Source organism: Streptomyces sp. UG1 (assembly GCF_049974585.1).
Taxonomy (GTDB): domain Bacteria; phylum Actinomycetota; class Actinomycetes; order Streptomycetales; family Streptomycetaceae; genus Streptomyces.
The window spans coordinates 26,976-50,200 of sequence record NZ_JBNGGG010000022.1; the positions used below are offsets into that span (position 1 = coordinate 26,976).

Annotated in this window: 23 protein-coding genes; 11 read left to right on the forward strand and 12 right to left on the reverse strand. The window is 69.7% G+C overall.

Annotation, left to right across the window (positions count from 1 at the left end):
* Window positions 1-120: 120 nt before the first annotated feature.
* Both ACP4J3_RS24060 and ACP4J3_RS24065 read left to right on the forward strand, forming a co-directional pair.
* Window positions 121-1,071, forward strand: coding sequence for a TIGR03619 family F420-dependent LLM class oxidoreductase (locus ACP4J3_RS24060; protein ID WP_426537727.1), 951 nt, complete (start codon window positions 121-123; stop codon window positions 1,069-1,071).
* A 100-nt stretch (window positions 1,072-1,171) separates the two neighbouring features.
* Complete coding sequence (locus tag ACP4J3_RS24065; RefSeq protein ID WP_426537729.1) at window positions 1,172-1,804, forward strand: LuxR C-terminal-related transcriptional regulator; 633 nt, start codon at window positions 1,172-1,174, stop codon at window positions 1,802-1,804.
* A gap of 59 nt (window positions 1,805-1,863) precedes the next feature.
* Here the strand turns inward: ACP4J3_RS24065 and ACP4J3_RS24070 are convergent, their stop codons facing one another.
* Window positions 1,864-2,568, reverse strand: a complete 705-nt coding sequence (locus ACP4J3_RS24070) for a hypothetical protein (RefSeq protein WP_426537731.1) — start codon at window positions 2,566-2,568, stop codon at window positions 1,864-1,866.
* A gap of 38 nt (window positions 2,569-2,606) precedes the next feature.
* Complete coding sequence (locus tag ACP4J3_RS24075; RefSeq protein WP_426537733.1) at window positions 2,607-3,359, reverse strand: hypothetical protein; 753 nt, start codon at window positions 3,357-3,359, stop codon at window positions 2,607-2,609.
* Window positions 3,360-3,534: 175 nt separating this feature from the next.
* On the opposite strand from ACP4J3_RS24075, the gene ACP4J3_RS24080 reads away from it, so the two are divergent.
* From ACP4J3_RS24080 to ACP4J3_RS24095, 4 genes are all read left to right on the forward strand, one after another.
* Window positions 3,535-4,305, forward strand: coding sequence for an SDR family NAD(P)-dependent oxidoreductase (locus ACP4J3_RS24080; RefSeq protein ID WP_426537735.1), 771 nt, complete (start codon window positions 3,535-3,537; stop codon window positions 4,303-4,305).
* 109 nt (window positions 4,306-4,414) lie between these two features.
* The gene (locus ACP4J3_RS24085) at window positions 4,415-5,533 is read left to right on the forward strand and encodes an LLM class flavin-dependent oxidoreductase (RefSeq protein WP_426537737.1); all 1,119 of its coding nucleotides are present in this window, start codon (window positions 4,415-4,417) and stop codon (window positions 5,531-5,533) included.
* Window positions 5,534-5,561: 28 nt separating this feature from the next.
* Complete coding sequence (locus tag ACP4J3_RS24090) at window positions 5,562-7,292, forward strand: N-acyl-D-amino-acid deacylase family protein (RefSeq protein WP_426537739.1); 1,731 nt, start codon at window positions 5,562-5,564, stop codon at window positions 7,290-7,292.
* The gene (locus tag ACP4J3_RS24095; protein WP_426537741.1) at window positions 7,289-8,755 is read left to right on the forward strand and encodes an aldehyde dehydrogenase family protein; all 1,467 of its coding nucleotides are present in this window, start codon (window positions 7,289-7,291) and stop codon (window positions 8,753-8,755) included. The genes ACP4J3_RS24090 and ACP4J3_RS24095 overlap by 4 nt, the downstream gene beginning before the upstream one ends.
* A gap of 93 nt (window positions 8,756-8,848) precedes the next feature.
* Here the strand turns inward: ACP4J3_RS24095 and ACP4J3_RS24100 are convergent, their stop codons facing one another.
* Together ACP4J3_RS24100 and ACP4J3_RS24105 are read right to left on the reverse strand one after the other, a co-directional pair.
* Complete coding sequence (locus tag ACP4J3_RS24100; protein WP_426537743.1) at window positions 8,849-9,265, reverse strand: hypothetical protein; 417 nt, start codon at window positions 9,263-9,265, stop codon at window positions 8,849-8,851.
* A gap of 69 nt (window positions 9,266-9,334) precedes the next feature.
* Window positions 9,335-9,730, reverse strand: coding sequence for a nitroreductase/quinone reductase family protein (locus tag ACP4J3_RS24105; RefSeq protein WP_426537745.1), 396 nt, complete (start codon window positions 9,728-9,730; stop codon window positions 9,335-9,337).
* 101 nt (window positions 9,731-9,831) lie between these two features.
* Here ACP4J3_RS24105 and ACP4J3_RS24110 point away from each other — a divergent pair, with 101 nt between their 5' ends.
* Window positions 9,832-10,671 (forward strand): endonuclease/exonuclease/phosphatase family protein, encoded by an 840-nt coding sequence (locus ACP4J3_RS24110; RefSeq protein WP_426537747.1) that lies wholly within the window; start codon window positions 9,832-9,834, stop codon window positions 10,669-10,671.
* A 368-nt stretch (window positions 10,672-11,039) separates the two neighbouring features.
* On the opposite strand, the gene ACP4J3_RS24115 is transcribed toward ACP4J3_RS24110, so the two are convergent.
* Complete coding sequence (locus tag ACP4J3_RS24115) at window positions 11,040-12,557, reverse strand: CehA/McbA family metallohydrolase (protein WP_426538014.1); 1,518 nt, start codon at window positions 12,555-12,557, stop codon at window positions 11,040-11,042.
* A gap of 167 nt (window positions 12,558-12,724) precedes the next feature.
* On the opposite strand from ACP4J3_RS24115, the gene ACP4J3_RS24120 reads away from it, so the two are divergent.
* From ACP4J3_RS24120 to ACP4J3_RS24135, 4 genes are all read left to right on the forward strand, one after another.
* Window positions 12,725-13,573, forward strand: coding sequence for an LLM class F420-dependent oxidoreductase (locus ACP4J3_RS24120; protein WP_426537749.1), 849 nt, complete (start codon window positions 12,725-12,727; stop codon window positions 13,571-13,573).
* Window positions 13,574-13,665: 92 nt separating this feature from the next.
* Window positions 13,666-16,275, forward strand: coding sequence for a bifunctional FO biosynthesis protein CofGH (locus tag ACP4J3_RS24125; RefSeq protein ID WP_426537751.1), 2,610 nt, complete (start codon window positions 13,666-13,668; stop codon window positions 16,273-16,275).
* 79 nt (window positions 16,276-16,354) lie between these two features.
* Window positions 16,355-16,915 (forward strand): hypothetical protein, encoded by a 561-nt coding sequence (locus tag ACP4J3_RS24130; RefSeq protein WP_426537753.1) that lies wholly within the window; start codon window positions 16,355-16,357, stop codon window positions 16,913-16,915.
* A 92-nt stretch (window positions 16,916-17,007) separates the two neighbouring features.
* The gene (locus ACP4J3_RS24135; RefSeq protein ID WP_426537755.1) at window positions 17,008-18,174 is read left to right on the forward strand and encodes a DUF418 domain-containing protein; all 1,167 of its coding nucleotides are present in this window, start codon (window positions 17,008-17,010) and stop codon (window positions 18,172-18,174) included.
* A gap of 6 nt (window positions 18,175-18,180) precedes the next feature.
* On the opposite strand, the gene ACP4J3_RS24140 is transcribed toward ACP4J3_RS24135, so the two are convergent.
* From ACP4J3_RS24140 to ACP4J3_RS24170, 7 genes are all read right to left on the reverse strand, one after another.
* On the reverse strand, window positions 18,181-18,693 hold the full coding sequence (locus ACP4J3_RS24140) for a DUF2165 domain-containing protein (RefSeq protein ID WP_426537757.1): 513 nt from the start codon (window positions 18,691-18,693) through the stop codon (window positions 18,181-18,183).
* A 5-nt stretch (window positions 18,694-18,698) separates the two neighbouring features.
* On the reverse strand, window positions 18,699-19,655 hold the full coding sequence (locus tag ACP4J3_RS24145) for an NUDIX hydrolase (RefSeq protein ID WP_426537759.1): 957 nt from the start codon (window positions 19,653-19,655) through the stop codon (window positions 18,699-18,701).
* Window positions 19,656-19,676: 21 nt separating this feature from the next.
* Window positions 19,677-20,468, reverse strand: a complete 792-nt coding sequence (locus ACP4J3_RS24150) for an STM4013/SEN3800 family hydrolase (RefSeq protein ID WP_426537761.1) — start codon at window positions 20,466-20,468, stop codon at window positions 19,677-19,679.
* Window positions 20,465-20,971: a hypothetical protein gene (locus ACP4J3_RS24155; RefSeq protein WP_426537763.1), complete on the reverse strand. Its 507-nt coding sequence runs from the start codon at window positions 20,969-20,971 to the stop codon at window positions 20,465-20,467. Before ACP4J3_RS24155 ends, ACP4J3_RS24150 begins: the two co-directional genes overlap by 4 nt.
* Window positions 20,949-21,239, reverse strand: a complete 291-nt coding sequence (locus ACP4J3_RS24160) for a hypothetical protein (RefSeq protein ID WP_426537765.1) — start codon at window positions 21,237-21,239, stop codon at window positions 20,949-20,951. The genes ACP4J3_RS24155 and ACP4J3_RS24160 overlap by 23 nt, the downstream gene beginning before the upstream one ends.
* 358 nt (window positions 21,240-21,597) lie before the next feature.
* The gene (locus ACP4J3_RS24165; protein WP_426537767.1) at window positions 21,598-22,623 is read right to left on the reverse strand and encodes a radical SAM protein; all 1,026 of its coding nucleotides are present in this window, start codon (window positions 22,621-22,623) and stop codon (window positions 21,598-21,600) included.
* 166 nt (window positions 22,624-22,789) lie between these two features.
* The gene (locus ACP4J3_RS24170; RefSeq protein ID WP_426537769.1) at window positions 22,790-23,212 is read right to left on the reverse strand and encodes an ATP-binding protein; all 423 of its coding nucleotides are present in this window, start codon (window positions 23,210-23,212) and stop codon (window positions 22,790-22,792) included.
* Window positions 23,213-23,225: the final 13 nt, after the last annotated feature.

A 23,225-nucleotide genomic window follows, 5' to 3' on the forward strand; every position in this document is an offset into this window, starting at 1 on the left:
GCATCCGTCACGGTCCGGGACTCCGTCCGGCTCTGCCCCGGGTCTTGTCTGACGACCCGTCAGACATCAGCATGTAGTGCGCGTCACTCTATACACCGGACCGCCAGTGAAGGGGGCGCCATGCCCGCCCTGCCGCCGGATGGGCGACGACTCGCCTACGGCATCCAGCTTCCCGTCCAGTCCCAGAGCGCGATCTACGCCGAACCCTGGGAGGCCGCCGCCGGCCCCGACGACCTCCGCGCCGCCGCCCGCGCCGCCGACCGCGCCGGCTTCGACTACGTCGCCTGCTGCGACCACGTCGCCATCCCGCGCCGCCTCGCGCCCGCGATGAGCACGATCTGGTACGACCCCGTCGCCACCCTCGCCTTCCTCGCGGCGGCCACCGAGCGCGTGCGCCTGCTCAGCCATGTCGCGGTGGTGGGGCTGCGGCATCCGCTGCTGACCGCCAAGCAGTACGCCACCCTCGATCACCTCAGCGGCGGGCGGCTGGTCCTCGGGGTCGGCGCCGGGCATGTGCGGGAGGAGTTCGAGGCGCTGGGGGTCGACTTCGAGCGGCGCGGGCCCGTGCTGGACGAGTCGATCGACGCGCTGCGGGCCGCGCTCGGGCCCGAGGAGTTCCCCGAACACCGCGGCAAGCTCTACGACTTCGAGGGGCTGGGCCAGCGCCCGCGGCCCGCTCAGGAGCGCGTCCCCGTCTGGGTCGGCGGATCGTCCCCGGCCGCCGTGCGCAGGGCGGCGCTCAAGGGGGACGGGTGGCTGCCGCAGGGGGACCCGCGGGACCGGCTCCCCGCGCAGATCGCGCGGATACGGCGGCTCAGGGAAGAGGCGGGCATCGAGGAGGGCCCGTTCACCGTCGGCGCCATCGCCGAGCCGCTGTACGTGGGGGCGCCCGGGTGGGACGTCGGGCGCCGGACGCTCACCGGGCCGCCGGACGCGATCGCCGAGTCCCTGCGCGCCTACCGGGCGATGGGGGTGGACCAGATCCAGGTGCGGTTCCGGTGCCGGAGCCGGGCCGAACTCGTGGGGCAGATCGAGCGGTTCGGCGAGGAGGTCGCGCCGCTGCTGCGGTAACCGCGTTCATTGAAAGCTTGAACATGTCCACGCCGAGCGCCGTATGTACGGACGTACGGACACCGACGGACGTACGGCTTCGGCGGAAGGACACAACGACGTGCGCACTCCCCGGAAACTCACCGTCGCCCTCGCCTGCCCCGAGGGCCCCTGGCCGCACCCTGGATGGCCGGCCCCGGACGACCGGTACGTCGGCCGAGCGGTGCGTCTGGCCCAGCCCTTCCGCGTCCCCGAGGACGTGGATGTCGTCGTCCTGTGCTGCGCGGACCCCTTGGACGCCCTGCGGGAGCTGAGGGCCGTCGCTGTTCCGGTGATCGTCGTCAGTCCGCACCGGGACACGCAGACCATCATGGAGGTGTTCCGCGGCGGAGCGGGCTATCTCGTCGAGGACGACTACTGCACCTGCATGCTCTCCTCGGCCGTCGTCGGCGCGACCATCGGCCACACCTACCTCTCCCCGGCGGCCTGCGCCGCCCTGCGTGAGGGGGCCCGGCGGGAGTCCACGGCGGACGCGGCGGTGGAGCGGCTGCGCGGCCTGCTCTCACCGCGGGAGCGGCAGATCATGGAGCTGCTGTCGACCGGGCTCGGGGCGCAGGAGATCGGGCTGCGATTACGGCTGAGCGAGAAGACGGTCCGCAACAACCTCAGCAACATCTACGCCAAGCTCGACGCACGCGGCAGCACGGACGCGGTCCTGCGGTGGCTGGGAGCCGCGCCCGTACTTCGCGCATGAGAAGGGGGTACGCCCACCGGCTGCGACTGCCGGGGCCGTTCTTCTAGGCCTTGTTTCTTCTAGGCCTTGTTGAGGAGCCTGTCGGCCTCCGGAGTGCCGCACTTCACGTTGCGCATCCAGAGGCGACCGTCCGGAGTTCCGTTCTTCAGGAGCTGCGGATAGAAGACGTGGATGTCGGTGGCTCCCTCGCGGGGTGAGAAGAACACCTTCTGGCCGTCCTGCTCGTCCTTGTACGTGGCCTTGAGGTATCCGCTCACGTCGGTGCGCTTCTCGGACCACATGAAGACGCCGACGTGGTCGGGCTTCACCACATCATCGATGCTGTAGGAGAAGCCGGTCTTGGTCTCGTCACGCTTGACGTTGTATTCGGTCGTGGAGAACTTGATGCCGACCTCGAAGAACGAGTTGCTGAGTTTCGAGTCGCCGCCGGCCGAGAAGCCCGAGTCGGTCTGAACGATCCTGGACACCGACCCGGTCACGGAGAAGCCCGTCTCCTTCGGCTCGTCTTCTCCGCAGTTGTCCGTCACGTCGGAGACCACCTTGTTGGGGCCGAGGCTGTTCTCTCTGACACCGACGGGGACGAACTCGCAGTTCTCCAGTTTGTCCGAGTCGGCGCGGCAGTCGGCGGCCACCTCGTCGGGGGTGGCGGCGCCCGCGCTGTTCATCAGCGGGACGGCCACCGCGAGCGCGGCGACGGGGGCGAGGGCGAGCGTGATGCGCTTCTTCTTGCTGCGGTGGGTTCCCTTGCGGGGCGTGCGTGCCATGGTGGCTCTTTCTCCTTGTGAAAGCAGGTGGAGGAGGTTCAGCAGTCGACCGTTTCGGTGTCACGGATGCCGGCCGCTTCCCCGGGCGCACCTGCGGCACCGTCCCGGACGACGGGTCCCTCGATGACTTCGGGCACCTCGAAGATCTGCTCCGGGCGGGGCTTGGTGTAGGCCGTCCCCCCACCCGGATGGGCGTCGATCTTCACCCGCCAGACGCCGGTCATGCGCTGCATCTTCGGCTCGAAAGTCATGTACAGCACCTTGCCGACCGGGACCTTGGCCTTGTCCGTCAGGGTGGTGCCGGCCGCCTTCACGGTCAGGTCCAGCGTCGCCTCGTGGTCCACCCAGGAGGCGTTGAGGGCGCCGAAGATCCCCGCCGCGAAGCCCTGTTGTGTCACGGTGTACTTGCCCTGGCCCTGAGCGACCTCGGCCGACCCCTGGAGCTGGACCTGCGTCGGTTCGGTGGAGTTCGGCTCGCAGTTCGCGTAGTCGATGCTGACCTTCTCCTTGGGCCCGTTGAAGAACTCCATGTCTTTCGTCTGGACGAACTCGCAACTGCTGGACTCGAAATTCGGGCCTGCTATCCCGCCACCACCGAAATCCTCGAGGGACTGCTCTTTGCCGTTGAGCACCTTCGCTCGTTGGCACATCCGCATGATCTCTTCCGGCGTCTTCTCGGCGGCGGCGTTCGCCGACGGAGGCAGCGCGACGACGACGGCCCCGCTGGTCATCAAGGCGGATACGGCCGCCACGATCCTGATCTTCTTGTTCTTCAGTTTCCGCTTGGGCATGGCGAAAATTTTGGATGCCCTTGACGGACGCCGACAGGGTCAAACATCCCTACTTGCGAGTCACGTGATATTCGCCTCAGCAACGGCCAGGACTTGCATCTGACGTATCGTCAGGTATGGGGCTACGATGCAGATTCCACTGTGTCCACCGAGTCCACCGTGTGGAGGGGCCGTAATGGGCAAGCTTGACGGACGGATTGTCATAGTCACCGGGGCGGCGCGCGGACAGGGAGAGCAGGAGGCGCGGCTCTTCGTCGCGGAGGGTGCGAGGGTGGTCGTCGCGGACGTCCTCGACGACCAGGGGGAGAAGCTCGCCCAGGAGCTGGGCTCCCTCTACGTCCACCTCGACGTCGGCGAGGAGGCCGACTGGCGTGCCGCGGTCACGGCCGCCAAGAAGGCGTACGGTCATGTCGACGGCCTGGTCAACAACGCCGGCATCCTGCGCTTCAACACCCTCCTCGACACGCCTCTGGATGAGTTCATGCAGGTCGTGCGGGTGAACCAGGTCGGCTGCTTCCTCGGCGTCAAGACAGTGGCGCCCGAGATGACCGACGGCGGCACGATCGTCAACACCGCCTCCTACACCGGAGTGACCGGCATGGTGGCCGTCGGGTCCTACGCCGCCACCAAGCACGCCATCGTCGGCCTCACCCGCGTCGCCGCGCTGGAGCTGTCGCCGCGGGGCATCCGGGTCAACGCGATGTGCCCCGGCGCGATCGACACCGCGATGTCCAACCCGGCGCAGCTCGACCCGGGCGCGGACGCGGAGGAGGTGGGGCGGGCCCTGGACGGGCTGTACCGCAAGCTCGTGCCGCTGGGCCGGATCGGGAAGCCGGAGGAGGTGGCCAGGCTGGCGCTGTTCCTGACCTCGCAGGACTCCTCGTACATCACCGGGCAGCCGTTCGTGATCGACGGGGGCTGGCTCGCGGGCGTCAGCGTCATCTGACCCGACGTCAGCTATTGACCCTGTCTGCGGCGGGTGCGACAGTCGGGCCATCGAAACTGACGGAGCGTCAGAAACAGCAGGCAATCTGAACCGGGGACGGTGAACCTCCTTGGAATTCGGGCTCTTTGTACAGGGATACGTGGGCAAGCGCGCCGAGACCGACCCGCTCGCCGAGCACAAGGCGCTGATGGAGGAGACCGAGTACGTCATCCAGGCGGACAGGTCCGGCTTCAAGTACGCGTGGGCCTCCGAGCACCACTTCCTGGAGGAGTACTCGCACCTCTCCGCCAACGACGTGTTCCTCGGGTACCTGGCGCACGCGACGGAGCGGATCCATCTCGGGTCGGGGATCTTCAACCCGCTCGCCCAGGTCAACCACCCGGTGAAGGTCGCCGAGAAGGTGGCCATGCTCGACCATCTCAGCGCCAACCGCTTCGAGTTCGGCAGCGGGCGCGGGGCCGGGTCGCACGAGATCCTCGGGTTCATACCGGGCGTGACCGATATGAACTACACCAAGGAGATCTGGGAGGAGACGATCGCCGAGTTCCCCAAGATGTGGCTCCAGGACGAGTACGCCGGCTTCCAGGGCAAGCACTGGTCGCTGCCACCGAGGAAGGTGCTGCCGAAGCCGTACGGGAAGTCCCATCCCGCGATGTGGTACGCGGCCGGGTCGCCGCCGTCGTACGCCATGGCGGCGCGGAAGGGGCTCGGGGTGCTGGGCTTCAGCGTGCAGAAGGTCGCCGACATGGAGTGGGTGCTGGAGCAGTACAAGACGGCGGTCGTGGACGCCCAGCCGGTGGGGGACTTCGTCAACGACAACGTGATGGTGACGACGACGGCGATCTGCGCGCCCACCCACGCGGAGGCGATCGAGATCGCGGTGAACGGAGGCCTGCACTATCTGCCCTCGCTCGTGTTCCGGTACCACGACACCTTCCCCCGGCCCGAGGGGTTCCCGGTGTGGCCTCAGACGCTGCCGGAGTACACGCCGGAGTTCGTGGAGCTGCTGATCGAGGAGGAGCTGCTGATCTGCGGGGACCCGGACGAGGTGCTCACGCAGTGCAAGCGGTGGGAGCAGGCCGGGGCGGACCAGCTCAGCTTCGGGCTGCCGGTGGGGGTGCCGAAGGAGGAGACGCTGCAGACCATCCGGCTGATCGGTGAGCACGTGATCCCGAAGATCGATACGGATCCCGTGCACCGGACCACGAGGTTCCGCCAGTCCGCGTAAGCCAGTCCGCGTAAGGGGGCCCGTCACCATGCTCGACCACCTGATCAAGGGCGCGACCGTCGTGGACGGCACGGGCGCGCCCGCGTACACCGCCGACCTCGGCATCCGCGACGGCCGTATCGCCGCCGTCGGCATCGTCACCGAGGAGGCCCGCAGCAGCGAGGACGCCTCCGGGCTCGTCCTCGCCCCCGGGTTCGTCGACCCCCACACCCACTACGACGCCCAGCTCTTCTGGGACCCGTACGCCACCCCGTCCCTCAACCACGGCGTCACCACCGTCGCGGCCGGCAACTGCGGGTTCACGCTGGCGCCCCTGAACCCCGCCCGGCCCGAGGACGCCGACTACACGCGCCGGATGATGTCCAAGGTCGAGGGCATGTCGCTGGTGGCCCTGGAGGAGGGGGCGCCCTGGAGCTGGAGTTCGTTCGGGGAGTACCTGGCCGCGCTCGAAGGGCGGATCGCGGTCAACGCCGGGTTCATGGTGGGGCACTGCGCGCTGCGGCGGTACGTCATGGGCGCGGACGCCGTCGGCGGGCAGCCGAGCGAGGAGCAACTCGCCGGGATGCTGCGGCTGTTCCACGACGCCATGGACGCCGGCGCCTGGGGCCTGTCCACCACCCAGTCCGCCAGCCACTCCGACGGCGACGGCCGGCCGGTGGCCTCCCGGCACGCCCGGCCCGCGGAGCTGCTCGCGCTGTCCAAGGCCGTCGGGGAGCACGAGGGGACGCAGATCGAGGCGATCGTCGCCGGGTGCATGGATCAGTTCAGCGATGCCGAGATCGAGTTGTTCGCCGAGATGAGCGCGGTCGCCGGGCGGCCGCTCAACTGGAACGTGCTGACCATCGACTCGGCGGTTCCCGAGCGGGTGCCCAGGCAGTTGCTGGCCAGTGAGCGGGCGCGCAAGGCGGGCGGCCGGGTGGTGGCGCTGACCATGCCGATCCTCACGCCGATGAACATGTCGCTGGGTACGTTCTGCGCGCTCAACCTCATCCCCGGCTGGGGCCCGATCCTCTCGCTGCCCGTGCCGGAGCGGATCGCGAAGCTGCGCGACCCCGATGTGCGGGCCGAGATGCTGCGGCAGTCGGTGTCGAAGGAGGCCGGCGTCCTGCGGCGGCTGACGAACTTCGCGCGGTACGTCATCGGCGACACCTACAGCGAGGCGAACCGCGGGCTGAGCGGACGGGTCGTGGAGGACATCGCGCGCGAGCGGGGCCTGGAACCCTTCCACTGCCTGGTCGAGATCTGCGCCAACGACGACCTCCGCACCGTCCTGTGGCCCATGCCCACCGACAACGACCCGCAGTCCTGGGCGATGCGGGCCGAGGCCTGGCAGCACGAGGACGTGCTGCTCGGCGGTTCGGACGCCGGGGCTCATCTGGACCGGATGTGCGGGGCGCCGTACACCACCCGGTTCCTCGGGGACTGTCTGCGCGGGCGGAAGCTGGCGAGCCTGGAGCAGGCGGTGAAGATGCTGACGGACGATCCGGCCCGGCTGTTCGGGCTCAGGGACCGCGGCCGCATCGAGGAGGGCTTCCATGCGGACCTGGTGCTCTTCGACCCGGAACGGATCGACGCCGGCACGGCCACCCTGGTGCACGACCTGCCGGGTGACAGTCCGCGGCTGGACTCCCGGGCGATCGGGGTGCGGGCGGTCTGGGTGAACGGGGTCGAGGCGATCCGGGACGACGTGGTGAGCGGGGCGGTGCCCGGGCGGGTGCTGCGCTCGGGGCGGGACACCAGGACGGTGGCCACGAGGTGAGCGCCAAGGGCGGCGTGGACCGGCAGCGGCTGTTCGTCGGGGGCTCGTGGGTGGAGCCGGACGGCGGGTACTACGAAGTCGTCGACCCGGCGACCGAGGAGACCGTCGGCTGGGCCCCGGAGGCCTCGCGGGATCAGGTGCACGCGGCCTGCGCCGCGGCCCGCGAGGCCTTCGGACCGTGGTCGCGTACGACGCCTCAGGAGCGGGCGGCGGTGCTCGCCCGCACGGCGGAGATCATCGGTGAGCGCTTGGTGCCGTACGCCGAGCTGGCCCAGGCCGAGACCGGCGCGACCACGGGGACGGCCCGGGGCATGCAGGTGGGCGTCGGGGCGGCCCGGTTCCGGCGCTACGCGCGCGTGGAGCCCGCCGAGTGGGCGATCCCGCCGCAGATCAACGAGGCCGGGCCGATGGGGAAGGCGGGCGTGATGGGTGCGCTGGCCGTCCGCCAGCCCGTCGGCGTCGTCACCTGTGTCACCTCGTACAACAATCCGTGGGCCAACCCGGCGGGCAAGATCGCCCCCGCCCTGGCCATGGGCAACACGGTGGTCGTCAAGCCCGCCCCGCAGGATCCGCTGTCCGTCTACCGGATGGCGGAGGCACTGGAGGCGGCGGGGGCGCCCGCCGGGGTGGTGAACGTCGTCTCCGGCAGATCCGTCGAGGTCGGCGAGGCGGCCGTGTCGTCCCCGGACGTCGACATGGTGAGCTTCACCGGCTCCACGGCGGTCGGGCAGCGGATCGCCGAGGTGTGCGGGCGGGACATGAGACGCCAGTTGATGGAGCTCGGCGGGAAGGGCGCGGCGGTCGTTTTCGACGACGCGGACATCGGATCGGCCGTGGCCGGGATCGGGACCACCTTCTCCTTCTACAGCGGGCAGATCTGCACCGCGCCGACCCGGGTGCTGGCCCAGCGGGGCGTGTACGGCCGGCTGGTCGAGCAACTGGCCGCGTATGCCGGGCGGCTGCCGGTCGGGGATCCGCGTGCGGCGTCCACCGTCGTCGGGCCGGTGATCTCGGCGGAGCACCGGGAGCGGGTGGAGTCGTATGTGGAGACGGGCCGGAAGGAAGGCGCCGTGGTGGTGGCCGGGGGTGAACGGCCGCCGTTCGAGCGGGGCTTCTACGTGGCGCCGACGCTCCTCGCGGACTGCACCAACGACATGACGGTCGCCCGCGAGGAGATCTTCGGCCCCGTCGTCTGCGTGATCCCCTTCGACGAGGAGGACGAGGGCATCGCGCTGGCCAACGACACGGACTACGGCCTGATCGACTACGTCTGGTCGGGGGACGTCGCCCGCGCCTTCCGGGTGGCGCGGCGGCTGCGCGCGGGCGGAGTGGGCGTGAACACCGTCGGGCGCAACATGGAGGCGCCGTTCGGGGGCTTCAAGAAGAGCGGGGTGGGCCGGGACGTGGGGTCGTACGCCCTGCACGCGTACAGCGAGGTGCAGTCGATCGTGTGGCCGGGGTGAGGGTGGCCGGGGTGGCGCTCGCTTGCGCCCGCACGCGGGCAGGGCGCCGGCTCGCGCGGTAGGGCTCGCCGGCACCCTGCGCTCTGGGGTCGTCTACGGGTGGATGCGGACTGTCCGGGCCGTGCTGCCGCGGACGTCCTTGACCGTGAAGTCGACGCCGTTGATGGTGCAGTGCAGCGGCGCGGTGCCTCCGCAGCCCATTGTGGTGCCGTCGCCGTAGGCCTTGATCTGGATGTTGTTCCTGCTGATCTGCGGGAAGGTGACGCGTTCGATCCAGAAGCGGTGAGCCTTGAACCCCTCACCCTTCTTGACCTGGACCTTGCAGTCGAGGTCGGCGCACTGCTTCAGGCGTGAGGGATAGGAGATGGCCCGCGTGTCCGCTGCCGCTGCCGAATGGGCCGCGACAGCCGTCATGGTCAGAGCGAGAGCGACCGCGCCCATGGCCGCTATGCGGGAGCGAGCGGCTGCGCGCCTGGTCGCTCCCCCCTTCGTCTTCGTGGTGTGTTCCATACGGCGGTTGTACCGGGCCGGCCGTGGGACGGGTCCCGGCGTGCGGCCCTGATCAGGCCTTTCGGCCTGTCAGTCCTCCAGGTCCACCCGAATCGTCAGCAGGTTCGTGCCGAACGCCCGCACCCCGGCGCTGTTGAAGCGGGGCAGTCCGCGCAGCCGGGCGACCGGATCGTCATCCGGCAGCAGGTGGGCCGTGCCGGTGTGCCACCGCCCCCTGATCCGGACCCGCACCCGCGGATCGGCCTTGATGTTGCGGACGTACTGCGACTTGTCGCCGAACTCCGAGACCAGCCAGAAGGAGTCACCGATCCGGCGGCCGCCGACCGGGGTCTGCCGGGGCAGGCCGGAGACACGGCCCGTGGTCTCCAGGACGGTCTGGAGAGGGAGACGCCGGAGGACCGGGTTGCCGACGTGGCGCTGGAAGGTGGTGGCGGCACGGAACCTGAGGTCGGCGAGGCGGGACATTGTGTGTGAGTCTCCTGACTCGTTTCGGGTGTCACGGCGCAGCCGCCGAACTGTTGCTTCAATGGTCCCCCACGCGGCGTGACGAGAGCGGGTGGCTGCGGATGCGGGTGGTGACCTGGAACCTGTGGTGGCGCTTCGGGCCCTGGGAGGCCCGGCAGAAGGCCATCCTCGCCGAGCTGCGCGCCCTGCGGCCGGACATCGTCGGCCTGCAGGAGGTGTGGGCCGCGGGCGGCGAGAACCAGGCCGAGTGGCTGGCGTCGGAACTGCGCATGCACTGGGCCTGGGCCCCCTCACCCGCCCCCGACCGCTGGCGTCGGCGGATCGGCGACCACACGGTCGACATCGGAAACGCCGTGCTGAGCCGCTGGCCGGTCACCGCCCAGCGCACCCTGCGCCTCCCCGCCCCCTCCGACGTCGACGACGGCCGCCTCGCCCTCTTCACCCGCCTGGCCGCCCCCTCCTACGACATTCCCTTCTTCACCACTCACCTCACCTCTGCCCTCGACGCCTCCGCCGTCCGCTGTCGGCAGGTCACCGCCCTCGCCGAGTTCATCGGCGAGCACCGGGGCGAGACTCCCTTCCCGACGGTCGTCACCGGCGACTTCAACGCCTGGCCCGACTCCGACGAGATTCGCCTCTTCGGCGGCTACCGCACCGCGCCGGTCGTCCGCGGCCAGGTCCTCTTCGACGCCTGGGAGTACGCCGACCCGTCCGCCCCCTCCGCCACCTGGGACCGCGAGAACCCGCACGCCGCGGCCGGGCGGATGCCGAGCGCGCGCGTCGATTACATCCATGTGGGGCCGCCGGGGAAGGGCGGGTTGGGGCAGGTGCGGGGCGTGCGGCGCGCGGGCGATGAGCCGGTCGACGGCGTGTGGCCCTCGGACCACGCGGCGGTGGCCGCCGATCTGGTGGACGCGCCGGCGAGTGCGGTGACGCCTTGACGGCCCGGCTCCGGCATGCCGGCACCGGGGCGGCGGAGCGGTGAACAGCGTGTGTGTCCATCCTGGGCTGGGGAGCGATAACGTTCGCCCCGGTCGGCAGCACGATCGAGGCCTTGCCGATGGTGTCGACGATCATGTGGCGCTCGGGGACGCCGACCTTCTTCAACTCAGTTACTTGTCGTGGCCAGTTTCGCCGCGAAACCGAAGAACAGAGCTCCCGCCCCCGTCGTAAGGCCTGCCGACAGCTTGTCCCGTTCGTCCACCGCGAAGCGCCGGCCCAGGGGCTTCGAAAAGAAGACAGCGGTTCCGGCGAGGTCGCGGGTCTTCAGGTCCAGCCGGCAGAACTCGTTCCGTCGCCGCTGCGAACGCTACGAACGGCCCAGGAAGATCGGGTTGGTGAAGGCCGCGAGCGCGCCCGGCAGTGGGCCCGCCGCCGCCTCGTGCCGCAACTCCGCACGCACGTACGCCGCGTACGAGGGCGTAGTACGCCACTCGACGACCCCGGAGCCCGACACCGGCAGCGGCGCGCTGGTGAGCAGTACGCCCTGGTCGGTGACGAAGCGGACCGTGCAGCGCGCGGCGCCCGACGCCTCCAGGCGGACCGTCACCGGGGTGTCCCGGTCCACGTCCAGCCGCTCGCCGATGCCCGCCTGCCGGCCCCGGCCGCCGGTCGCCGTGAAGGTGAGGGAGACGTTCTTGGACTCGGCGATGTAGGAGCGGCCCGCCTTGATGCCCTCCTGGATCGCCTCGCGGGTCAGGTCGTCGGCGAGGACCACCGTCTGGGGGGAACCGACCGGGTCGGGGTCGCGGTGCGCGTCGCTGTTGCCCATCGCCGGGATCCAGCCACGGCCGTTCTCGCGCACCGAGGCGACCAGCATGCTGTCCCAGTCGGCCAGCGCCATCTCGTCGTCGGGGGTGTAGGGGCCGTTCCAGACCTCGATCGCGTCGGCCTCGCCGAAGCCGAACTTCCAGTTGCAGCCGACGCAGGTGGCGTGCGGGTGGGCCGGCACGACGAGGCCGCCGGAGCGGCGGATCCGGCGGGCGAACCGGCCGAAGCGGTTGTCGCGCGCCCGGTAGCGCCAGTCGATGAACGTCCCCGGCTCGGTGCCGAGGGCCACCACATGGCCGTTGCGCGTCGTGACCTCCTCGCCCAGCATCACCAGCAGGTCGTCGCCCGCGACATCGGCCCAGTGCGCGTGCGCCGAGTGCGTGTTGTGCTCGGAGCTGTTGATGAAGTCCAGGCCGGCCTCGCGGGCGAGGGCCGCGATCTGAGCCGGGGTGCGGCGGCCGTCGGAGTACCAGGAGTGCAGGTGGCAGTCGCCGCGGTACCAGGCGCGGCCCCGGCCCTTGGCCCGCTGCGGCGGATACGTCGGCTCGGCGGCCTCGCCCGGTTCGCCGTACGTCAGCGTGATCGTGAGCTCGTAGTCGAGGCCCTGCGGAGACACCGTGTAGGGGCCGAGGGCGATGTGCCAGGTGCCCTCGCGCACCGGTCCGGGCAGGTATCCCGGCGTCGCCTCGTCGGCGCGGATGAAGAACTCCGTGCGCGCGCCGCCCGACCAGCCCCGGAAGCCCTTGCCGCCCAGCTCGGTGCCGCGCTCGTCGAACATGCCGATGTCGAGGGCGTTGCCCTGGGTGCCCGCCGGGACGGACGGGCGGTCGTAGGTGTAGGAGACCTTGATCTCCCTGACGCCGTCGGGGATTTCCACGGGTACATAGACGAAGTCGGGCGAACCGGGCGGAAGGGTCCCGCGTACGGTACGGGTCTCGGCGTGCTGCATGTCGTCCGCCCCTCTCGCGAAGGTCACGCTTCCCAACGTAAGCGCGGCCGCGGCGCCCGTCACGAACAGGGCGCGTCTGCCCAGGCCGGCGTGGTGGTCCTCGCACATGCTGCTGCTCCCCATGCAGTGGTGGGTACAACTCTCGTATTCAGCCGTGAACTGCCGGGCAAGGGAAGGGAATCGGCAGCCAATCACCGGTCGACACGGAACCCCGCTCCGACTGTTCCGACCGGTCGGTATGGACATCGCGGCGCCCACGCGGTACAGATGCCGTCATGCGCCTCTCCGCCACGATCTTCCTCACCGACGAGACGATCACGCCGACCCGGCTCGCCCGCGAACTGGAGCAGCGCTCCTTCGCCGGGCTGTATCTGCCCGAGCACACCCACATCCCCGTCGAGCGGACCACCCCGTACCCGGCCGGCGGCGATCTGCCGCCCGAGTACGGCCGCACCCTCGACCCGTTCGTCGCCCTCGGCCAGGCCGCCGCCGTCACCGAACGGCTCGGCCTCGGCACCGGCATCACCCTGGTCGCCCAGCACGACCCGATCGACCTGGCCAAGCAGATCGCGACCCTGGACCACCTGTCCGGCGGGCGCTTCACCCTCGGGCTCGGCTTCGGCTGGAACGTAGAGGAGGCCGCCGACCACGGGGTGGACTGGCGGACCCGGCGTGAACTCGTCCGGGACCGGATGGCCCTGATGCGGGCCCTGTGGGCGGAGGAACCCACCGCCCACGAAGGCGAGTTCGGGTCGGTACGGGCCAGCCACGCCCACCCCAAGCCGGTGCAGAAGCCGCGCGGGCCGAAGGTCAACGGTCCGCGCACGCTCATCGGCGGGGCCGCCGGACCGAAGCTGTTCGCGCACATCAGTGAGTACGCGGACGGGTGGATGCCGATCGGCGGACGCGGGTTGTCCGAAAGTCTCCCCCGGCTGCGGGCCGTCTGGACCGACGCCGGGCGCGACCCGGACGCCCTTCAGGTGGTGCCGTACGCCGTGTACCCCACGCCCGGCAAGCTCGCGCACTACGCGGAGTTGGGGATCGAGGAGGTCGTCGTGCAACTGCCTGCGGCGGGGGAGGCGGAGGTGCTGGGGGCGCTGGACGAGTACGCGCAGTTCGTGTGAGTGCAGTTCGTGTGGGTGCAGGACGTGCGAGTGCAGTGCGTGCGAGTGCAGTGCGTGCGAGTGTCCGATCACCCCGCTCGTATGCTCGAAGGATGACGAATTCCGCGACCTCCGGAACCGGCTCGACCCCTGGCCCGACTTCTGGCCCGACCGAGAACTCCATGCGTCGCGCCCTCAAACGCGCCCGGGACGGCGTCGCGCTCGACGTCGCCGAGGCGGCGGTGCTGCTCCAGGCTCGCGGCGAGGCCCTCGACGACCTCGCCGCGTCCGCCGCCCGGGTGCGCGACGCGGGCCTGGAGGCGGCCGGCCGACCCGGCGTCATCACCTACTCCAAGAGCGTCTTCATCCCCCTCACCCGGCTGTGCCGGGACAAGTGCCACTACTGCACCTTCGTCACCGTCCCCGGCAAGCTGCGCCGCGCCGGGCACGGGATGTTCATGTCGCCGGACGAGGTCCTGGACGTGGCCCGTCGCGGCGCGGCCCTCGGCTGCAAGGAAGCCCTCATCACCCTCGGCGACAAGCCGGAGGACCGCTGGCCCGAGGCGCGGGAGTGGCTGGACGCGCACGGCTACGACGACACCATCGCCTACGTCCGCGCCATCTCCGTCCGGATCCTGGAGGAGACGGGTCTGCTGCCCCACCTCAACCCGGGCGTCATGACCTGGACCGACTTCCAGCGCCTCAAGCCCGTCGCCCCGTCCATGGGCATGATGCTGGAGACGACGGCGACCCGACTGTGGTCGGAGCCGGGCGGCCCGCACCACGGCTCCCCGGACAAGGAACCCGCCGTACGGCTGCGGGTGCTGGAGGACGCGGGCCGCTCCTCCGTCCCCTTCACCTCCGGGATCCTGCTCGGGATCGGCGAGACGTACGAGGAGCGGGCGGAGTCCCTCTTCGCACTGCGCAGGATCTCCCGCTCCTACCACGGCATCCAGGAACTGATCATCCAGAACTTCCGCGCCAAGCCGGACACCGCGATGCGCGGCATGCCGGACGCGGAACTGGACGAGCTGGTCGCCGCGGTGGCCGTCGCCCGGCACATCATGGGCCCGAGCGCCTGCCTGCAGGCCCCGCCCAATCTCGTCGACTCCGAGTACGAGCGGCTGATCGGCGCCGGCATCGACGACTGGGGCGGCGTCTCCCCGCTGACGATCGACCACGTCAACCCCGAACGCCCCTGGCCGCAGATCGAGGAGCTGGCGGCGCGCTCGGCGGCGGCCGGCTTCGAGCTGCGCGAACGGCTCTGTGTCTACCCGGAGTTCGTGCGGCGCGGCGAGCCCTGGCTGGACCCCCGCCTGCGCCCGCACGTCCGCGCACTGGCCGACCCGGAGACGGGCCTGGCGCGCCCGGACGCCGTGGTCGAGGGCCACCCGTGGCAGGAGCCCGAGGAGGCCTTCGTCGCCTCCGGCCGTACGGATCTGCACACCACCATCGACACCGAGGGCCGTACGTCCGACCGCCGCGACGACTTCGACGAGGTGTACGGCGACTGGGGCGCCCTGCGCGAGGCCGCGGCGCCCGGCATGGCTCCCGAGCGGATCGACACCGACGTACGGGCCGCCCTCGCCACGGCCGCCGACGACCCGACCAGGCTCACCGACGCCGAGGCACTCGCCCTGCTGCACGCGGACGGGCCCGCACTGGACGCCCTGTGCCAAGTCGCCGACGACGTCCGCAAGTCGGCGGTCGGCGACGACGTCACGTACATCGTCACCCGCAACATCAACTTCACCAACGTCTGCTACACGGGCTGCCGCTTCTGCGCCTTCGCCCAGCGCAGGACGGACGCCGACGCCTACACCCTCTCCCTGGACCAGGTCGCCGACCGCGCCCAGCAGGCCTGGGACGTGGGCGCGGTCGAGGTCTGCATGCAGGGCGGCATCCACCCCGACCTGCCCGGCACGGCGTACTTCGACATCGCGAAGGCGGTCAAGTCCCGCGTCCCCGGCATGCACGTCCACGCCTTCTCCCCGATGGAGGTCGTCAACGGCGCGACCCGCACCGGCATGTCCATCCGGGAGTGGCTGACGGCGGCGAAGGAGGCGGGCCTGGACTCGGTCCCCGGCACCGCCGCCGAGATCCTCGACGACGAGGTCCGCTGGATCCTGACCAAGGGAAAGCTGCCGACGGCGACGTGGATCGAGGTGATCACGACCGCGCACGAACTCGCCATCCGGTCGAGCTCGACGATGATGTACGGCCATGTGGATCAGCCGAGGCACTGGCTGGGCCACCTCCGGACCTTGGCGGGCATCCAGCAGCGCACCGGCGGCTTCACGGAGTTCGTGACCCTGCCGTTCATCCACACCAACGCACCCGTCTACCTGGCCGGCATCGCCCGCCCCGGCCCCACGACCCGCGACAACAGGGCGGTGACAGCCATGGCCCGCCTCCTCCTCCACCCCTGGATTCCGAACATCCAGACGAGCTGGGTGAAACTGGGCACGGAGGGCGCGGCCGAGATGCTCCGCTCCGGCGCCAACGACCTGGGCGGCACGCTGATGGAGGAGACGATCTCGCGGATGGCGGGTTCGTCGTACGGCTCCTACAAGTCGGTGCGTGACCTGGTGGCCGTGGCCGAGGCGGCGGGGCGCCCGGCGAGGCCCCGCACGACGCTGTACGGCGAGGTGCCGGAGGAACGGCAGCGCGCGGCGGCCGCGTCCGACGGGCATCTGCCGGAGCTGCTGCCGGTGCTGGACTGAGGAGGACCGCCTCGCGGGGGTCGGTACGATGATCCGACCCCCGCGCTTCAGGGGGTGTGGGGCTTCCTTAGTTGAGGAGATGCGTGCCGTGCCTGCTCCCAAGGTCTGGGTGACCGGTCTGACGGTGGGCGCGATAGCCGCCGTCGGTGCCCTCGCCGTGCAGGCGGACAAGGGCCCGCACCCGACGGCCGGCGCGGCCCGCCCGAGCGCGTCGGGGTCACCCGGCGCGAGCCCCGCCCCGACGAAGTCCGCCGCGCCCGCCGCCGTGCCGGACGACTCGGGCTCGGGACGCCGGATCGTGTACTCCCTCTCCCAGAAGCGGGTCTGGCTGGTCGACGCGAGCGACACCGCCCGCCGTACCTTCACCGTCTGGCCCGGCACCGTGAGCCCCGACCCCGGCGCCTACACGGTGTCCTCGCGCAAGATGGCCACGACCGGCTCGGACGGCGTGCAGATCGAGAACATCCTCTACTTCGCCGCGAAGTCCGGCAGCTCCATCGCCTTCTCCAACGCCGTGGACGGCTCCTCGCCCCCGCCCGCCGAGGGCAAGGAGACCGGCGGGATCCGCACGCGCGCGGCGGACGGTGCGGCGCTGTGGACGTTCGGGGAGACGGGCACGGCGGTGACTGTGGTCAAGTAGCAGTCCTCCGCGCCCGACTGCATCTTTCGATGTACGCCGGGTTCGACTTCGCTCATGACGATTCCGTGCGATACGGCCGTGACGATGAACGCATGACGCACACGGACGCGCGAGCGACGCGGACACCGCAGGCCGCCCCCACCGGACGCCGGCTCCCCCTCCTCGACGTACTGCGCGGGGCGGCCATCCTGGGCACGCTCATGACCAACGTATGGATCTTCACCGGTCCGGGCGGGGAGTGGGGAGCCCTGCAGTCGGGGGCGTCCACGGGGGTCGTCGAGGGCGCGTTCAGTGTGCTGGCGAACGGCAAGTTCCTGTCCCTGCTGACGATCCTCTTCGGCGTCGGCCTCGCCATCCAGTACGCCTCGGCCGCGCGCCGCGGGCAGCCGTGGCCGGGGCGCTACCGGTGGCGGGCGCTGTTCCTGTTCGGCGAGGGCACGGTGCACTTCGTCCTGGTCTTCGCCTGGGACGTACTGATGGGGTACGCGGTCACCGCACTCCTCGTCGCCTGGCTGCTGACCCGCTCGGAGCGGGCGCAGCGGCGGGTGATGTGGTGGGCGGCGGGGATCCATCTGACGCTGATGGCCCTGTTGACGGCGGCCCTGGCCCTGACCGGCGACGAAGCGGACGGCGACGCCACCGTCTCCCGCGAGGTCGTGGACCTGTACGCCCACGGCAGCTTCGCGGACCAGATCGCCTTCCGCCTGGAGAACGCGGTGGCGCTGCGCATGGAACCGGTGCTGACCTTCTTCCTCCTGCTCTTCCTCTTCCTCCTCGGCGTACGGCTGTTCCGGGCGGGCGCGTTCGGCGCGGACGAGACGGGCCGCCGACTGCGTTCCCGCCTCCTGCTGTGGGGCCTGGTCCTGGGCCTGCCGCTCAACGTGGCGGCGACCCTGGCCGGCCAGGACTTCTTCCTCCTGGCCCGGTACGTCACCGCCCCGCTGCTGGCCCTCGGGTACATCGGCCTGACAGGCGCGGCGGTGGACCGGGTACGACGCCCCGGCCCTCTGATGACGGGCCTCACCTCGGTCGGCCGCACCGCCCTGTCCGGCTACGTCCTGCAGAACGTGCTCTGCGTACTCGTCTCATACGGCATCGGACTCGGCCTCGCGCAGCGGCTCGGCGACACGGGCCCCTGGTGGGTGGTGGGTCTGTGGGCCGCGGTCTGCACGGTGCTGATGGTGGGCTCCACGCTGTGGCTGCGGCGATTTTCGGCAGGGCCCCTGGAGGCGGTCCAGAAGTGGGCCCTGCGCCGCTGATACGGATCAGGTGTCGCTCTCCCGTACCGCCTGCCCGAACGGCAGGTGGTTGACGACCAGCACGACCCCGCTGAACAGGAACACCCGGGTCGCCGCGTCCAGACCGTTCCAGTCCCCCGACTGCCACATCGAGAACCACTCCCCACCGATCGCGATGAACCCGGCCCCGAACAGCAGCATCAGCATCAGCAGGCCATAGGTGGAGAAACGGCGGGCACGGGCGTCGTCACGCCGGAACCAGAGCCAGGTCCCGTATATCAACACGAGCGCGGCGACGGTCTCCCAGACGATGATCGCGACGTAGGCCGCGTCCTGAAGTCCCTTGCTGGTGACGGCTCTCCACATCAGATCGTCGTCCTTGAACGTCGTATCCATCGCCAGCACATGCCGCACGAACTGCTGGTTCGTACCGAAGTCGGTGATGTTGCCGAAGGCGACGAGGGTGATGTAGAGGGCGACGGACGCGGTGAGGAGGGTGGTGGTGAGGTGGAGGGGGGTGCGTGGGGGTGTGGTCGACATGGGGGTCATCTTCCCTGGCGGGCTGCTTCACCACATACGCATTGAGCCACCTCACCATGGTTCTCGTCCGGCAGCCGGCGGGTGAGCTGCGTGACGAGCTCGGGGTCGGCCAGGACGCGTGCTGTGGCGCGCCACTCGACGACGACTCGGTGGAGATTGGCGTGGACGTCCAACTGGGCGGCGTCGTATGTGGCGTCGATGAGCTCGGCCACGAATTCCTTGAGCTCGTCCTCCGACAGATGACGGACCCACGGGAAGACCGAGGGGAGCGCGCGCAGTATGGCGCGCTCGCCGGCATCGCTGCGCACGAGGGCAGCGAGGAGGCGGGCTGTGATGTCCGCCGTCTCCTCGCGCTCATGGTCGTGGCGTGCTGTCGTGAGACAGAGGTCCTCGCCGTCCCGACGCGTGATGTGCACACGATGGGCCCGGTCGAGTCTCTCGGCGACGCGCTTCGAGTTCTTGGAGAGATCGGAGAAGGCGACCGTGGGTGTGGACAGCTCTGAACGACAGGGTTGGCGGGAATCTCGGCGCCTATCCGCGAGGAACAGCGCCAGAGGCCCGGCCGGTAGCAGAAATCGCCCCTGCGCCACGGCATTGAGTGCCTCCGCCATGGGCCACCACGTCAGCTTGAAGCCCTCCTCAGTCGGAGTGAGCTGCTGTGGGCCGCAGGTCAGCGAGGTCGCATCGAAGAGGTGCACGCGGGCGGGGGAGCCGAGCGTGATGGTATATGAGCCGAGTGACTCCCAGGCGTCGGCCGTAACGCCGGCCTCTTCCCGGAGTTCCCGGCGAGCGCACCGCTCCGGCGTCTCGCCGTCTTCTCGGCGTCCACCGGGGAGGAAGAGGTACTCCCCGCCATGCCGGGGGAAGTCCGCGCTCAGGATGGCCACGAGGCCCTCAGAGTCGCGGGCCACCACCACCGAGGCGTCGCGGATGGGCCCGTAGCTCTGGTTGTCATCGCTCATGCCACGCGAGCGTAGCGAGCATCAGCCCACCCAGGCGGCGTACGGCACGTTCATGACGGCGGGGTGTGCGATCCCTCGACCGTGAAAGCCGTCGTCGCCGAATGCGTCACCGTGATCGGCGCACATGATGATCAGCCACCGCCTCTTGGCCGTCAGCGTGGTGATCAAGCGGCCAAGGTGGCTGTCCGCGTAGGAGAGGGCGGCTCTCTGGGACGCCAGGGTGTCGCGGCTTTCACCGATGTAATGGCCGTGGGGGACGTGCGTGGCCGAGACGTTGACGAACAGGTACAGGGGGCGTCCGCCGTAGCGTTCGGCGAGTTCGATGGCCTGGTCGACCTGGTGGCGGGTGGAGTCCGTCTCGGGGGAGCAGAACTCGGGCCGCCAATGATCCTCGTCGAAAAGGGCGGGTAGTACTGAGCCGAGCGGCGTCTCGCGGGAGAAGTACGTCACGCCTCCAACGCACACTGTCCGATACGCGTGCTGCCCAAGCCCCTTGAGGAGGTTTGGCGCGTCGAAGACGAACGTCTCCATGGGCACCGTCTTGAACGCGGGCGGGCGGCACTCCCACAGCCGAGGGGGCTGCTTTGGTTGCGGAACCTTGGGGAGGAAGCCGCTGAAGAACGCCATGTGGGCGGGCAGCGTGAAACTTCCGGGGGTGTGCCGACGCTCCCATCCGCCTTCGGGGAGCAAGCTCTTCAGGCTGGGCGTGAACCCTTCGTCGAAGGCCGTGCGGGCCACGTCGTAGCGCAGGGAGTCGAGGGTGACGAAGAGGATGCTCGTGCCGGACTCGATGATCTCGGCGGCGTTGATCACGCTCGTTCTCCCTCGGTGAGCTGGTGGTGCCACGGCTCGATCGTGCCCTTCGCTTGTGCGTTCACTGGGATGGGTACGCAGTCCTCCGCGATGAGGCGGCGGATCTCGGAAAGGCCGTTGTCGTCGTCCAGGACGATGCCGTGGCTATTGAAGAGCTTGATGTGCACCATGGGTGACCCGATGGCTCCGTTAGCTGTAAGCATGGCGCCGGGCATTCCATTGAGGTACGCGAGAGTCTTCAACAACCGTTCCTCGGTCTGGTGGCCGAGGAATCGGACGCTGCACGCATAGTGCTGAGCGTTGGCGGCGCCTCTGTAGAACCGGTGTGCGAACTCGGCGGTGATCGGATGTCCGTCGTGCGCAACGGCGATCCTGCGGGCCTTCTGCGTGACGACGAGACAGGCGCCGAACCACCACGCCACGCCCTCATGGATCTCGCCGGGGTACTCGCCCACGGCGCCACCGGCGCGGATGACGGCATCAGCGTCGATGGGCTTGAGCATCTGAAGCCTCCACGAGATGATCAATGATCCGGTCGGCCAAGGCGTCTGGTGCCTTGTCATCGGTGTCGAGGAAGACGGCCGTGGGGTCGGCGTTCGCGACGGATTCGTAGGTGTTGAGGAGCCGGGCGAGCCGTCCGGGTGTGCGGAGGAGAGCTGTGTCGTCATCCTTCAGGTCCTGCTTGCTCGCGAGTCGCTCATGCAGGGACGACTCCGAGCAGCGGAGGTAGAAGGTGTGCGTCGGCATGTCCAGATAGGCGCGAAAGGGCACGAGCAGTTCGTTGACCGCCTCGACTCCACTCCATGAACGGCGGCATGACAGGCGATCACCGACGATACGTAACGGTCGGCGATTGCCGGACTGACCCGTCGCGTCCTGCGGATCGAGTCGGAGCCGTGGAGGACGCCGGACAGGTAAAAGGCGAACTGGGAGAGCGGGCGCAGTTTGGCGTTCACCTGCTGGGCCCAGTCGGAGTGTGGCGGGGGAAGCGTGTGAATGACCGAGCCCTTCAGCCGCCCCGCGAGGATCTTGGCCAGCGTCGACTTGCCGATGCCCGAGACGCCTTCGAGGACGATCAGAGGAGAGGCGGGCTCGTCGTAGTAGACGGGCCGGTAGGGAGGCGGGAGGTTCATAGGGTCCCCTCGGTGAACGATGAGACGTGTCCGGCGACGGCCTCGGCCAATTGCCGGGAATCGGCCAGGAGTTCTTTGAGGTCCAGGCGCAGGTCTTCGCGTAGAAGGCACGGCTGAAGGCCGCCGTCATGGTCGAAGCGCAGGGCCCAGAAACCCTCGACGCACTTGGTTCGCACCGGGCAGGTTCCGCACTGGCCGACGTGGTGACGGCCGAGATTGCGGTGAATGACGTCGATCTCCACGCCGTCGATGCGGAACACGCGGCGCCCCTGGCCGACGCCGGCCACCTCTGTGTGCTCGTCGGTCGTGAGCGTGCGGAGGTAGGTCACGATGTCGTCGGCTGAGACGGCCGAGGATGCGTGGTTCTCATTGAAGCCCGTCCCGACGAGCTCGATGAACTGGACGGGCATCCTGCGGTCCAGGGCGAAGTGGAGGATGTCCCGTACCTCGTGGGCGTTCTCCTGCTGGAGAAGGGTGTTCAGCTCCACGCGTTCGAAGATCTCTCGCGCCACCTCGATGCCGTCGAGGACGGCGCTGATCCCTGTACGCGTCTTGGCGATCGTGCGTAGGGATTCGTCGGAGAAGTAGTGGAGGCTCACCTTCACCTTGTCCAGCGGGGAGCGGGCCAGCCACTCTTGGTTCGCTCGTAAGAGGAGGCCGTTGGTGATGAGCGTGTACGAGGAGTCCGGGCCAGGTCGGGGAAGGCGTTCCAGCACGGGGCGGGCGAGGCGGGAGATCAGTGGCTCTCCGCCCGTGAAATAGACACGACGAAGTCCGACTTCCATCAGCGCGGTGATGACAGCGACGTAGTGATCGGGACACAGCGAGCGACTGCGCGGCTGCTGAGTTCGGTCCTCTCGGGTGCGCGGCGGCGGAACGTCGCCCTCGTTGTGGCAGAACCAGCACAGGAGATTGCACACGGGTCCGAAGGAGACGCGCAACTGGCCTCGAAGAGCGGCGAAGTTCTGCAGGGCCGTCCAGTCGACTGCGGGGACGGAAAGCGGGGTGTGAGCAGCGTGCATTGGGGACCTCCCCAGGGAGAAGAGCCCGAAAGGGCCCGGAATGAAGTGAGTTCTTGGGCTGGCGGGCGACAGGAGCGTTGACTCCCACACGGCATCACCGGGTCGAGCCCCTTGAGCCCGGCGAGGACTCACCACGGAAGGACAACGCCGGGTCGAAATCGATGCGTCAGCACTCTGTCGGCACCCGCAGTTCGGCCCAAACGACCTTGCCTCGCCGGTCGCGGTCGTAGCCCCATCTCCAGCTCACGGCATCGACCAGAAGCAGACCGCGGCCCTCCACGGCATCGTCACCGGGAGTGCCCATCTGCGGCGGGCCTGAGAACTTGTCGGCGACTCCGATGCGTACGAGCCCACTCGGCCGATGCTGGATCATGACGCGTGCCGTCCGGCACGACGTGTGGTCGATCGTGTTCGTCAGCAGTTCCGACACGATCAGTATCCCGTCCTCGACCAACTCCTCCATGGCCCATGCTGTGAGGGCGGTCGAGACAAGGAGCCGGGCGCGGTGCGCCGACTCCGGCTCGCAGGGCAGTGTCTCGGTGTAACCGGGTACACCGATCGCATGGGGGCTTGCGGCTGTCGTTGTCACGGGGCCATCCCTC